Below are 13,406 nucleotides of genomic sequence, written 5' to 3' on the forward strand. Positions count from 1 at the left end.
AAATCTCAAAACAAGAGGAGAGTCGATGATGAAACTTAAAGCAGTTCTATTGCTAGCCATGTCCATGCTGCTTGTATTTACTCTGGGGCAAACCGTATTCGCCTTCAGTGATACAAGCAAAGATCCGAATAAATCAAAGATTGAGTCCCTGGAAAAACAAGGCGTTATTAAAGGCGAAAAAGGCAATAAATTCAACTCCAACGGCAAGCTGTCCTACGCTGCCGGCATTTCGATGATCGTTAAAGCTTTTGACCTCAATATCGACAACATTCGTTTCATTAAGAAGCCTGAGGTTGCCGATTATTATCCGAATCTGAAGAACGGCTCATGGTATGCGGATGCGTTTATCATTGCCCAATACAATGGCCTGGAAGTACCTAAGAACGTCAAAGCCAACGACGAAATGACACGCGAGCAGTTCGCCCATCATCTCTTCAAGGCGATTACGAAAAAAGGCGATTTCGCCTTTATCGAACTGTACATGACGATTAACGATGAAAAGGATATTAACAAGGATTATATGAACAGCATCCAAAAGCTGCTCATTTCCAAAATCGCAACGCTGGATAAGAAAAACAATTTCTATCCAAAACAAAAAATTACGCGCGGCGTGGCGGCAGGCTGGCTGTACGACGGTCTTGAATTCGTAAAGAAGACGCCAACGATCCCGGCAGAACCGGCTCCTCAGCCGATTCAAGATCTTAAACTGACTGTAACCTCGGTGAACAAGGACATCAACAAAGTAACCGTGTCCGGTCAAGCGCCTCATCCCGGTTACGGACTCCGCGTTACATCGATATCCTTCGTTGATGGTCAAGCGATTATCAAGGTAGAAACGGTTCAACCGGATCCGAACAAAATGTACCCGCAAGTGATCACGGAAGTTAGCGCAACCACTTATGTAGACGCGGCTTACAAGCCTGTACTGGCTTCGGCTAAGGCCGATACTGCCGTAAGCAGCGTGGCTTCGGCCAGCTAATATTGCGCAAATGAAAAGCCTCCCGTTCCATTACGAACATGGACCGGGAGGCTTTTTTGCGTATTAATCTTGTTCCGGATGCTCGGGCAGGCTCCAATCAATCTCCGTATAGCCAAAACTCCGCAAATGCTCGTTCACTCTCGAGAACGGACGGCTGCCAAAAAAGCCTTTCCGCGCCGCCAACGGGCTTGGATGCGCCGACGCGATAACCCGATGCTTACTCGTATCTATAAAGGCCGCTTTATCCTGGGCATGCTTGCCCCATAAAATAAAGACAACCGGCTCTTCCCGATCATTCAGCTTGCGGATAATCCGGTCGGTGAACCGTTCCCAGCCCAGCTTCTGATGCGAATTAGGCTGCCCTTCTTCAACAGTCAGAACCGTATTGAGAAGCAATACCCCTTGCTTGGCCCACGAGGCAAGAGAGCCATGCTGCGGAATCGGACAGCCGATATCCTGCTGCAGCTCTTTATAAATATTTCTCAAAGAAGGCGGTATAGCAACCCCCTCTTGTACCGAAAAGCTAAGCCCATGCGCCTGACCTTGGCCATGATAAGGATCCTGTCCGATAATGACAACCCTCGTCTGCTTATAAGGCGTAAGCGAAAGCGCATTAAAAATATGCTCGGCCTTAGGATACACGGTCTTCGTTTCATAAAGCTCCCCAAGCTTCGCTTCCATCTGCTTGAAGTACGGCTCGTCCATCTCACCCTGCAGAAGCTCCGCCCAATCGTTGTTCAGCTGAAAATCCATCTGTTGTCTCCCTTATTTCCGTCCGAAATCCGCGCGGATTTCTCCCCATTCTTCCGTATTCCATTTTAGAACTTTATTGCTGTACGTATTATTGCGCAGCCAGTCTAGCGCCCAATCAGCCAATTCCCAAATCTGCTTGGTCGATGCGTTTCTCACGAGACTCGAAGCTATCTTCTTGTTCCGCAGCCAGCTTAGCGCCGTTCGCGAGTCGCTGTAGATCGTTTGGCTGCTTCCTTTTTTCGTGAGATAATCCAGTGCGTGAACGACCGCAATAAACTCTCCGAGATTATTGGTGCCGTTCGGAATAGGGCCTACGTAGAACAAAATATCGCCCGTTTGCGTATCCACGCCTTTATATTCTACCGGCCCCGGATTGCCCCGCGTGCCAACGTCAACGGAGATGCTGTCATAATCAATCTCCTGCTCCCCTTCTGCCGCTGCAGACGGTTTAGAGGCGTAAAAGCCAGGCTTCTTTTTTGCCGGCGAAGCCGCAGGCACTGCGGTCCCTTTCCCCTGGCCCCAATGATTCTTCCAGCCTTCCTTGTACGCGGCTTCCGCCTTATCCTTCGATTCAAAGGATTTATATTTCGCTTCCGGATATCCGTTCACCTGTGCCTGGCATTCCGGCCAACTCTTGTACACGCCGGGCTGCTTGCCGACCCAGACAACGTAATGTTTGCTTCCCGCCATCCATGAACCACCTTTGCTTTCAACATTGTCTTCCTATTGTAATGGATTCGGGGATAATCATCCATAGAAGCACGAAAAAACCCCTTTCGACTGGCCATTAGCCAGTCGAAAGGGGTTCTCAGCGCGTTATCGAACTCAAGAGGCGACTTCAGATCGGCGTATAATTTGTTGAACGTTCATCCTAATACGTCTGCGAATTGGAGGCAGCCAGAGCACGATTGGCAATGGAACCAACAGCAATAAGGCCCACGGATAAGCAGCCGAGGTCAAGAAGAACGGCGGAACGCAGGCTGCAAGCACTAAAATAGCCTGTTTGTAATGAACCTCGCATATTTGTCTAATACCCAAGTGAATGATTCCGAAGGAAGCAATCGTTACGATCTCGGCCACAGCATATCCGAATATCCCCAGCCATTGGGAGAGAAACCATGCGCTTATCCCCAGCAGCAAGGTATTCGCCAAGCCGAATCGAAACATAACCCGATTGGAGCCGTTCACGTATAGCACGACAGCATGAAGGCTGAAGATGGAGTTCACGATCGCCCCTACCGCAAGGAAAGGAAACAGATTCAGGATCGGAAGCCAATCATCCTGGAAATATAGCGGGAACAGCCATGGCGATAGCAGCGCGAAACCGATCAAAAACGGAGCCATGCCCAGCATTTGAAGAAATACCGCCTCGTCTAATGCCTTTCCGAGCAAACGCCTGTCTCTCTGTATTTTCGAAAGAACGGGAAAAGAAACATGCTGAATAGCCGTATTAACAAAGGACAGCGCTTCAATCAATCTTATCGTTAAGGCAACGCAAGCTACCGCCTCGGGGCCAACCAGCCTACCTACGACTAGCGGATTCACCAAGGATCGAAGCTGCCCCACCGTCCTCGCCGAGACATTCCGCACTCCGTAATGAAGCATCGCTCCAAGAGCTTGTTTACGCCAATAAAATCTAGGTTTATATTTGGCGAACTTACTGCATATAAAGCATGAAATGACCACTTTAATGACATTCGCCAACACCGGAGCCCAAACTCCCGCATGCATAAAGGCCATTCCCAGTGCGAGCACATAAAAGATGGTCTGCGTATGAAACTCTATCCACGCGATAAAACGAAAGTTCAACTCACGTTCCATCTTCGCCGTGCAGGGAATAATAAAGGCATAGAACGGCGCACAGACCAGCATTGAGATAAAGGGAAGCCGAATCTCCGGGCTGTTCAGCCAAATGCTTAGAGGATAGGAGAGCGCAATGCCGATCAACACGGCGGACAGCGTAGTGACAAGAATAAAAGAGAACGCAGAGTGGAACGACTCTGCCTTCAATTCACCCTCCTCCCGGATTAGGTAATCACGGATTCCAACTGCGCAAAGGTCGATTAAATATACGGTAATTACGGAAATCGTCGAGTATAACCCATAAAATTTTGCTCCGATCAGCTTAGTTAATACCAGCATGCCTACCAAGCTGATGACTATGCCGACTCCCCTGCGAATGACGAGAAACGCGCCGCCTTCGACTACCTTTTTGCGTAAATTCAATTCTGCCAAAAAAATTACCTCTCATCTTGTTTAAATGGGCGCTGCGCTCGCTCTTCTAATACGCGCCTTTGCGCCGAAGAACGATCCATACCGTCTTAAACAGAATTTTGATATCCATCGATATGGTTCGATTGTACACGTAGTGAAGCTCCAGATCCGCTCTCTCCGGATATCCCACGCTGCTTCTCCCGCATGTTTGCCAATATCCCGTAATTCCCGGCTTAACGGAGAGGAAGTCCAATGACCGGCTGCCGTACCCCAGTAATTCTTCGCGTACAACCGGACGAGGGCCAACGAGACTCATCTCTCCTCTCAAAACGTTGAAAAATTGAGGCAATTCGTCCAGACTGGTCTTGCGTAGAAAACGTCCGATAGATGTCACTCGGGGATCCTCATGCAGCTCCAGCTTGTAACTGTTGCTTACATACTTCCGGTATAACATTTCATTGCTCATGAGATACTGCTCGGCATCGCTTCTCATGGAGCGGAATTTGAACATCTTGAACAGCTTTCCGTCCCGTCCGATCCTTGACTGTCGGAAAAAAACGGCGCCTGCCGGGTCATTTGCTTTAATCACAATGGCAGTAATGAGCATAATGGGGGTTAAGAGGATAATCGCAATCAATGCGAAGCTGACATCCATCCCCCGTTTAATGACCTCTCTTAACTGAATGGAAGGCTTTAGCTTGGCCGTTTGAGCTTGCTGAAGCTTCAATTCCCTAAAATCAATGGAAGGCTGATTATTAGTTTCCATATTTTCTTCCCCCGTTTAGTCACTAACTTCGACCCCGCGCGTTACCGGTTAACTGTTTTCCAGCGACCGTTTTGTTCCTTAAACAATCCCTTATAGACGCCTTGAATCTGCAGCAGGTTCGACATAACCAAATAGGCTACGCTATTGAGCAATTCGCCCTTTCTGCCGAATGCTTTATATTCGTTCCGATGAATGAGTATCGTTAGCAGGTAGAACAAGCTCTGACCCACGAACGCAACAAAAAAGAAGGGATTTCCTCCCTTCTGAAGCAGCAGTATCAGGTTCGACAAGTACAGCAGAATCATATAAAACGGACTTGTCCAGCGGATGATCTTGTGGCTGATTAGACTGAACAACGTTCGCAGATTCCATTGAAGAAGATACCGATTAATAACCATCATCTTCAAAAATTGATACGCGCCGATTGCGATTCTTTTCCTGCGTATGTATTCGTTCGAGTAAGATTCGGAAGATTTCTCGTAACCGACCGCATTCCGCTCATACACGACTCGCTTTGTCCGCGTGACAGCCGCCATGCAGACAAGAAAGTCATCCAGCAATACGGATGGGTGCAGAGGCACGTAATCTTCCCGGCGAATGGAGAAGACCGGCCCTTCCGCGCCAATAACCGAGTACAACTGGCTCTCCAATTCTTTTAATCGAGCCTCGAACTTCCAGTAGAACCCTTCATTCTTCCCCGTATCCGAATAATCGTCCGTCGAGATCGTCTTGCACCCGCATATTCCTGTGATTGAAGAATCTCCGTAATGCTTGATCAGCTCGTTCACCGTTCGGGGAGCGAACATAGTCGAGGCATCCGTCAGAATAAGGATGTCTGCCCGGGAGCGTTCTGCCAGTTCGTTCAGTACGGTCGATTTGCCGCGGTTGGTCTCGAAATCAAACAAGCGGACCGCTATCTCCGGATGCTCTGACTGGAACGCGTGTATCAGCTCGCATGTCTTGTCTTTGCAACCGTCCGCTCCAATAAGAACCTGAATCTGCCGCCAGTCACATTCGTACGTCAACAGATTCCGAAGCTTTTCGGAGATAAACTTCTCTTCGTTATACACGGGAATCAAGATGTCAACGGTATAAGTCTCTGTATCCGTTGGCTGATTTTGCTGTGTTCGTGGAAAAGCTTTGGTCGAGCCTATCAGCAGCAGCGGATAAATCACATAAGGGTACAGAAGAAGGAACAGCGCGACGAAAAAAATAACGGTCAGCATGGCGTTGCTCCTCTCATTGGATACGGGTCTTAACCATGCGAGACCAACGGCCTTGAAGCACAGTTAACGGCTTGGCTACCAACCAATAGATATGGTAGGCGCAATAGCTCCGCCAGCTTACGAGCGACTTGATAACTCGAGATCTGTGCACGTAATTAAAGGCGAATGAGGTTCGAGAGCTCACTCCGGTAAGAGGATAACAACAGACAATACGACCAATGTGGCGCATTGTCACTTCGCCGGAGAGCGTTAGCCCCAGCAGGAATTTAAAATCCGCAAGCAGAGGCTCCTGAATATCGAACATGCCGAATCTCTCAAACAGCCTGCGATGGAAAATCATCGTCTGATGGCACAGATTGTTAACGAATAAATAGGATAAGCCTACCTTACGTGGTTGACGCTTCACCCATTGATCGTTGTCTTTGGCCAGCAGCACGTCCCCGTACAACAAATCCGTGTCGCTGCTTCTCAACTCGTCGATGATAGCGTTCAGCGTGTCTTCGTCGTATAGCGTGTCGCCGGCGTTCAAAAATAATAAATAGGGAGCCCTTGTCAAGGCGATACCTTTGTTCATCGCATCATAGATACCTTTGTCAGGCTCGGAAACATACTGATGTACAATATCTCCATTCATACGAATGAGCGGCAGTGTCCCGTCTGTAGATCCGCCATCCACGACAATATACTCCGCTATCGCACGCTTCTGGCTTCGAATACTCTCGAACGTGCGCAGCAGGTCTTGTTCGCAGTTATAAGTTACGGTGATAATGGCAATTTCCGGATTGGATAAGATAAAGCTTCAGCCTCCTTCGTCTTGGATAGCACTACCGTTTGGCGTTCCTCCACATTCTGATGCATGGCCCATTCGCATATAACAAGGATCAGAATAAACTCCGGTCCGAACAGCAGCCCCGTACTGATTAGAAATGAAAACAAAAAAGCCATGAGAACCAAGTTAAGTCGTTGTCTCATGAATCGCCGAGCGTACTTCATAAGAACACGGCCATAGACAAACAAGACAGGCAGCCCAAAGACGATTAGCGATAAAATCAAGCTGTTATCCAGCGTATCCCCAACCTTGCCGGATTTGACGAAGTATTGGGAATAATCTCTTGGTATGACCAAATCAATCTGTCCGATTCCAATGCCCGTTGCCGGATGATAAAGCAGAATGTCGCGCAGCATCAGGAGCGGAGAGATAACTCGGTAATAACCGGAGGTGCCGGGGACATAAAGCTCACTGAATCGAAAGACCTGCAGCAGACTCGAGCTGTATAACATCATAGGAATTGCCAAAAGGCCCAGCCCGTAAGCGAGAAGCCCGTAACGGCGACGAACAAGCAGGTAAACGGCTACAATAAGCAAATAGAACAAATATGAACTGGAAGAGAAAGTGATCACTAAGCAGAGGAGGTTTAGTATAAAGAACAACAGATCTTTCTTTAAACGATTAAAGGCCAGAATCAGCGCGGATGATAAATTGCATATGATGGCAAAGATAGAAGGCTCGGGAAAGATGGAGTTGGCCCGAATGATTCCCTTGTAGGTCCCGATTAGCTGTTCACCATTGAATTGGAAGGGAAGATAGGCATTATACAGGCTCATGTTGTTTAAGAAATTGGCTGCTGCCCATTGGATAATGCCGAACACTTGAAGCACCAGGATGACGATCAACAGACGTCTATAAAATACTTTGAATACCTCGGAGCCTTGTCCCTGAAGAAATGGAATTACGCAGAAGTAGGTTAGCAGCAATATTGTATAGGTCATAAAAGTCTTAAAAAACTCCAATTGATCCGAGACGAAATAGACGTTGATCAAAGGAAGAGCGAGAAGCAGCAGAATCGTAATGGCCTTATCCAGTTCAATTCTCCTGATGCGAAGCAGAACAACACCGACCAACAATATAAAAGTAAGATGGAGAGCGCTAAGCTTCAGCCCCCCCATGTTGACGACCGCAAAATTAATCAAAACAACGCCGGCAAGAAGGAAATTAGGAATCATGGACTCAAGCCTTCCGTTTCACATTTGGTTGAGTACAACGCCAAGCAGGTTCGCTTGAATATGTTCGAAACTTTTGAGCTGCTTGGAAATAACTTCGCGTGCGGAAACCCTGGGATTTACGACAAAAATAAAGCCTTCGAAATAGGAAGCCGCTAAGCGGATCTCTGCGAACTCTTCCGAGGAAATTCCGTCGGCGATAACAACGTCATACTTGTCTCCGGCTTCCTGAAACAATTGCTTGAGCTTTTCCGAGCAAATCAGCGCGGGAAGGTATTCCGGCTCAGGACCAGCAGGCATCAAGGACAAGTTCGCAATCGAGGTTTCACTGATCGCTTCGCAGAAATCACTCGTCCCCTGCAAATAATTGGACATACCAACTGTATTCGTTCTGGAAAAAATCTTATGCAGGAGAGGGTTCGCGCAGTTCATGTCGATGATTAAGACTCTACGATTATCCAAGGCAAAAGACACCGCTAGATTAGAGGCCGTGATCGTTTTGCCCTCCCCGTTCTTCGCAGAGGTGATCAGAATAGAACTTGGCGGGTTCCCGGTTCCGTTTAACGTATACAAATTCGTCTTTATTTCCCGATACCTAAGAGCAAGATCCGACTTCGTACTCGTGGCGAAAATATATTTTTTAGAACGCTTCAACTTTTGGCACCTCACTTACCCGTCGCTTAATTTTCTCTTCCACGGGCTGTTTTTTCCTAAATTCCTTGCGTTTTATTTGCCTGATGGTCCCTAATACCGCAACGTTGAGCTCAACGGCGATAGCTTCTTCCGAATGATAAGTGTCTCTGACAGCCTCCCGAATAAGAACGGCAACCGACGAGATAATCACCCCTAAGATGACGGCAATGATAGCGTTCGTCACCACATTCGGCCGAATAACACTGTCGCTGTTGGGAATATTCGCGGTATAAAGAATCTGAATGTTATCGATTCCGACCACGCTTTGTATCTCGTCTTTAAAAACCGTCGCCACAGTATTGATGATTTGCTTGGCATTATCAAAGGAGTATGCTTTATAGCTTATCGTAATGATCTGGCTTCGTTCGCCGGCGGACACCAGAATTTGTTTCTGAAGCTTTTCAGTCTTCAACCCCATATCCGGCAGCCGAGCTACGACCTTATCCAGAATAAAAGGATCCGTAATTAAGGCGGCGTAGGTTGGAGCGAGAGCCGTATTGGTCTGAACAGCGTCCAAATCGATCTGCTCGCGTCCCGGTGTTTGGTTTGCCTTATAAATAAGCAGGCTGGACTCCGCCACGTACACCGGCTTAACCACATACATACTGACAAATACGGCCGCCAATAGGCAAGCAATAGGAAAAAGCGTCAAGAACCACTTGGTCCTTCGAAATAAGTCCCAGTAATTCTTATAGGTAAGTGTCATTTTTGTATGCCTCCTGGTTTCATATCGCCTAAACGGTTGTTCTGATCAAAGGCAAGGAACGATATCTAGGGTTGGTTAACCCTTCATACCACTCATCAATGGTAGCCGTGATCGCTCGTCTTTCTGCCAAATAGTCCGCGAATGCCTGAAATTTCTCGATCGGATACTGGATCTCCTCAACCGGAATTCCCGCAACCAATTCATGAAACAGAAAATTAACCATGCCTTTGCCAGACATTGCCCAGTCTACGCGGCTCCGCAGCTCCTCCAGCGTGGTATCGGGAGTCACGTTCAAAGTAACCAGCTCATGAGGACTAAGCGGCGGGAATGTACAATGAAACCCTCCTAGGACAGTTCTTCCCGTCAGCATATCCAACTCGTCCATGGCAGCCAGCACATCCTCGTTATATCCTCCGAACGGGTACGCTACATGCCGGCTCGCTCTCGAGAAGCCTTGCGTATCCAACCATTCCGTACAGCCAAGCAATTGCGACTGGATCTCTGACGGCGTCAAAGTGGCCAGGTCCAAATGGTCCATTGTATGATTCCCCAGCGCCCAGCCCTTCTCGTAGCAATCCACGCATTCGGCCAGACTCATGAAGTCCGGACTTCCAACCAAGTTGGAGATGATATACATCGTTCCCTTTAATCCCTTGGCATTCATGTATTGAATACCGTAATCGTAAGAGGACTTCCAACCGTCATCGAACGTTACCGTTATTCGGGGGAGCAGCACCACTTGGTTGCGCAAGTCGTCGAAAGACACGGTAGCTGTACATCCGGTCGTCGCGAATAATCGGATACGGAGCCGAATCATAGAGTTAGTCCATTGTTCCCCGTTCTCGTTATAGAACTCCTCTTTACCGAAAGTCAACGTATTCCAGCCCTTAAATAACCGGTCGTAGATCGATATGTAGAAATAACTGCCGTAATCCGATTTCGAGGTCAGGTAAATGTCGAAATGATCGATATTGTCCGGATCGTCTGGAATGTATAATGAAATCTGAAATTGTCCGTCCTTATCCAGCCGTAGGCTGATATTCTTGCTGGCGCCAGCGTTGCCTGAAGAATCGGTAATGAACTTCAGACTGCTTGTACCGGTTTTATAATGATCATAATCCGGCTGAACGGTGCCGTTCAGCACGCTCCATTCGGTCGCGTTATCGAAGCCCTCCAGTAATTGTCCCGAGTTCGCAACGTAGTTCTGAGGCAGCTCTTGTCTTGGCATGGTTGCACCTCACACATTCAGCGGCTGTACTTTCACGCTTACCGCCCCAACAGTTTGATTAATAGCCTCCAGCTTTACATAATCAGGGATACCTTTAAAGAGGTACATGATTGATTCCGCCAATAAACTGGATTTGCTGCCAAGAAGCGGAGTATAATAGCTGCCCGAGCTTAAGGAGCCCTGAATCTGAATCTCCCAGGATCCCGTTATGTTATAAACCTGTACCAACAAGGCGTTATACCCCGAACAATTAATTTCTCCGCTTATCGTACTCGAGGTCGCATTCTCTAGTGCCTGTGCAACCCCACCCTTTGACAAACTGCCCACGTCGATGCTGTCATACTCCTTCGATAAGGAAGTTGCCAAATTCACGTTCATAACCGTCATTAGATATCCTCCTCAAACAAAAAAAGGCCATTTGGCCTTTTAATGATTGTCCGTTTTTTTGTTTTTTAGACTTTAGTAAATACCGCCTTGCCATCGTTGCTGACGGTCAGCTTGTATCGCGTACCGTTAGGGCTCTTGAGAACAACGCCTTTGGTTGAATTATCGAACTCCAGGCCCAAAGTCGAGAACAACGCGCTAACAGCGCTGCCGAGCTTGATGGAAATGGCCTGGTTCGTCTCGCTTCGAGCTAAGCCTTCCCATGTCAAATCCAAACTTCTCGTATTCTGATATCGAACCCTAAAGCCTGCTTCGGAGGTCGACTGCACGGTTCTCTCGATTGGAGTCGCTCCTCCCAAGCGAACCGTCTGCTCGCCTTCGAAACCGTTCGCCTTCAAATAAGCGCCACCGTTCACGGCCGCCGGAAGCACCTCTATCCAGGAAGAGGATGGTCCCTTCTCGAGCATTGTCTGACCGTTGGACAATATCCCTCGTCCTCCGCTAAGAACCAGCTTCGCATATTCCCAATATATCGAACTTCCCGCAATCGTATTAACGTAAGGGCTGTTCATCACGATGCTGCCCGTCACGTTGCTGAAAAACAAGCCTCGACCCGAGCAGTGCTCCAAATACAGGTCCGATGCGGAGATCACTTGACAAGTATACAATTGACCGGCTTGTTCATACCATTCAAATACGCAGCCGTTCATCGTCAGGTTTACGATCGCCCAACCGGAGAGGCCCACTGAACCTTTGACCTGCGTCGACCCGTTTGAGCCATGAAGATAAACTCTTTCAAACAACATAGTCGTGGCCGGGAGTGCGTCTATTCCATTGACAACCGCCGTATCCTTGTTTACCGTGATTCCGAATTTATCGTTAAAGGTATGCGAATTACGCGTCTCAAGCCAGTATACCCCTTCAATTCCGAGAGAGGTCGTATAACCGGTAAATGTACAATTTTTAACGACAATGTTATAAAGATACGAGTACTTCCCGTCCGTTCCCTTCTTGCCGACAAAGACGCCGTAATTGGACACGTTGTAATTGACAGTCTCCGACATAAAGTCGATGTTATCGATAATGACGCTGTTCGAGGTGACGATGACTGCGGTAGTGGATTTCTTGCTGATAACCTGTGTCCCGGCTTCACCAACCAAGCTCATTTCGGAGTTTAAGATAAGGGGAGAATTTATCGCGTATTTGCCTGCAGGCATATAAACCGTTTTGTCAATGCTGCTGGCGGCAGCCTGGATTGCGTTATTGATGGCTGCGGTGTCATCGGTGAACCCGTCACCTTTTGCCGAGTAATTCTTGACGTTAATCATTTTTTTGAATGCACGCAGCCAAGCGGATCCTACGGATCGTATGCATTCCTATCACCTCCACCTATTTCCGGCTAGCATAGCCGCAGGCAGGCCATTTTACTGCCATAAAATAGGTTATGAGACTTGACGTATATTTGACAAGGCTATTCTTTAATAGGAATAAAATGTTTTAAGAGATTTCATATTCAGACCTGCGCAACTTGTTGTCGTTCCAGAAACCAAAGGTATGTCGAGGTGAGACCTTCATCCAACGAAATAGCGGGTTCCCAACCCATGCCGAACAGCTTGCTTGTATCCGCCAGCTTCCTCGGGGTCCCGTCAGGCTTGGAGGTGTCGAACGTAATATCTCCCTCGTATCCGACAACCCGTTGGATGCGTTCTGCCAACTCTTGTATCGTCAAATCTTCTCCCATACCCACGTTGACAATTTCGCTTCCCTCGTAATGCTCCATCAGGTACAAGCAGGCATCGGCCAGATCGTCGACGTGAAGAAACTCTCTGCGCGGGGAGCCCGTCCCCCATACTTGCACCGACGGAAGGCTCTTCTCTTTAGCTTCGTGGAACTTGCGAAGCAGCGCGGGAAGTACATGCGAATCGTTCAGATCGAACCGATCGTTCGGACCATAAAGGTTTGTTGGCATCACGGAGATAAACCTTGTACCGTATTGCCGATTATACGCCTGGCACATTTTTATGGCTGCGATCTTGGCAATCGCATAGGGCTCATTCGTAGATTCCAGTTCCCCGGTCAATAAGTAAGACTCTTTGAGAGGCTGCGGGGCCAGCTTCGGATAAATACATGTTGACCCCAGATTAAGAAGTTTGCGCACACCCGAACGGTAAGCAGAATCGATGATGTTTGTCGCCATGAGCAGATTGTCCCGTATGAACTCCGCCGGATAGGTATCATTAGCTAGAATGCCTCCAACTTTTGCAGCTGCGAGAAAGACATAGTCAATCGATTCCTCATCAAAGAAAGCTTTGACCTCTTCGCCATTGCGAAGGTCCAGTTCTTGGCGGCTTCTCATGACGAGATTATCGTACCCCCTGCTCCTCAGCAATCGAAGTAGAGCCGATCCTACAAGTCCATTGTGACCGGCGATATAAATTTTGGCATGGAGCTCCAAT

At 48.1% G+C, this 13,406-nt stretch carries 14 protein-coding genes; 1 reads left to right on the forward strand and 13 read right to left on the reverse strand.

Going from position 1 to position 13,406, the window contains the following annotated elements; translation table 11 throughout:
* The first annotated feature begins 25 nt into the window (after positions 1-25).
* Positions 26-979, forward strand: coding sequence for a protease complex subunit PrcB family protein (locus ACR9FF_RS18850; protein ID WP_127497675.1), 954 nt, complete (start codon positions 26-28; stop codon positions 977-979).
* Positions 980-1,042: 63 nt separating this feature from the next.
* Here the strand turns inward: ACR9FF_RS18850 and ACR9FF_RS18855 are convergent, their stop codons facing one another.
* From ACR9FF_RS18855 to ACR9FF_RS18915, 13 genes are all read right to left on the reverse strand, one after another.
* Positions 1,043-1,732: a uracil-DNA glycosylase gene (locus ACR9FF_RS18855; protein WP_435163677.1), complete on the reverse strand. Its 690-nt coding sequence runs from the start codon at positions 1,730-1,732 to the stop codon at positions 1,043-1,045.
* Positions 1,733-1,744: 12 nt separating this feature from the next.
* Complete coding sequence (rnhA, locus tag ACR9FF_RS18860; RefSeq protein ID WP_435163679.1) at positions 1,745-2,422, reverse strand: ribonuclease H; 678 nt, start codon at positions 2,420-2,422, stop codon at positions 1,745-1,747.
* Between the two features lie 135 nt (positions 2,423-2,557).
* Positions 2,558-3,967 carry an oligosaccharide flippase family protein gene (locus ACR9FF_RS18865; RefSeq protein ID WP_435163681.1) on the reverse strand — a complete coding sequence of 470 codons (1,410 nt, stop codon included), beginning with the start codon at positions 3,965-3,967 and terminating at the stop codon, positions 2,558-2,560.
* A gap of 46 nt (positions 3,968-4,013) precedes the next feature.
* Positions 4,014-4,712 carry a sugar transferase gene (locus ACR9FF_RS18870; protein WP_435163683.1) on the reverse strand — a complete coding sequence of 233 codons (699 nt, stop codon included), beginning with the start codon at positions 4,710-4,712 and terminating at the stop codon, positions 4,014-4,016.
* Positions 4,713-4,753: 41 nt separating this feature from the next.
* Entirely contained in the window at positions 4,754-5,938 is a 1,185-nt protein-coding gene (locus tag ACR9FF_RS18875; protein ID WP_435163685.1) for a glycosyltransferase, read from the reverse strand.
* A 13-nt stretch (positions 5,939-5,951) separates the two neighbouring features.
* Entirely contained in the window at positions 5,952-6,731 is a 780-nt protein-coding gene (locus ACR9FF_RS18880) for a glycosyltransferase family 2 protein (RefSeq protein WP_435172165.1), read from the reverse strand.
* Positions 6,695-7,942, reverse strand: coding sequence for a hypothetical protein (locus tag ACR9FF_RS18885; RefSeq protein WP_435163687.1), 1,248 nt, complete (start codon positions 7,940-7,942; stop codon positions 6,695-6,697). Before ACR9FF_RS18885 ends, ACR9FF_RS18880 begins: the two co-directional genes overlap by 37 nt.
* Before the next feature lie 18 nt (positions 7,943-7,960).
* Positions 7,961-8,593, reverse strand: coding sequence for a CpsD/CapB family tyrosine-protein kinase (locus ACR9FF_RS18890; protein ID WP_435163689.1), 633 nt, complete (start codon positions 8,591-8,593; stop codon positions 7,961-7,963).
* On the reverse strand, positions 8,580-9,338 hold the full coding sequence (locus tag ACR9FF_RS18895; protein ID WP_435163691.1) for a YveK family protein: 759 nt from the start codon (positions 9,336-9,338) through the stop codon (positions 8,580-8,582). The genes ACR9FF_RS18890 and ACR9FF_RS18895 overlap by 14 nt, the downstream gene beginning before the upstream one ends.
* A gap of 28 nt (positions 9,339-9,366) precedes the next feature.
* Positions 9,367-10,566 carry a polysaccharide deacetylase family protein gene (locus ACR9FF_RS18900; protein WP_435163693.1) on the reverse strand — a complete coding sequence of 400 codons (1,200 nt, stop codon included), beginning with the start codon at positions 10,564-10,566 and terminating at the stop codon, positions 9,367-9,369.
* Between the two features lie 9 nt (positions 10,567-10,575).
* Positions 10,576-10,953: a hypothetical protein gene (locus tag ACR9FF_RS18905; RefSeq protein WP_435163695.1), complete on the reverse strand. Its 378-nt coding sequence runs from the start codon at positions 10,951-10,953 to the stop codon at positions 10,576-10,578.
* Between the two features lie 65 nt (positions 10,954-11,018).
* Positions 11,019-12,278 carry a glycosyl hydrolase family 28-related protein gene (locus tag ACR9FF_RS18910; RefSeq protein ID WP_435163697.1) on the reverse strand — a complete coding sequence of 420 codons (1,260 nt, stop codon included), beginning with the start codon at positions 12,276-12,278 and terminating at the stop codon, positions 11,019-11,021.
* 185 nt (positions 12,279-12,463) lie between these two features.
* Positions 12,464-13,405 carry a GDP-L-fucose synthase family protein gene (locus ACR9FF_RS18915; RefSeq protein WP_435163699.1) on the reverse strand — a complete coding sequence of 314 codons (942 nt, stop codon included), beginning with the start codon at positions 13,403-13,405 and terminating at the stop codon, positions 12,464-12,466.
* Between the last annotated feature and the right edge of the window lies 1 nt (position 13,406).

The sequence above is a fragment of the Paenibacillus glycanilyticus genome (genome assembly GCF_051200795.1).
Classification (GTDB): Bacteria; Bacillota; Bacilli; order Paenibacillales; family Paenibacillaceae; genus Pristimantibacillus; species Pristimantibacillus glycanilyticus.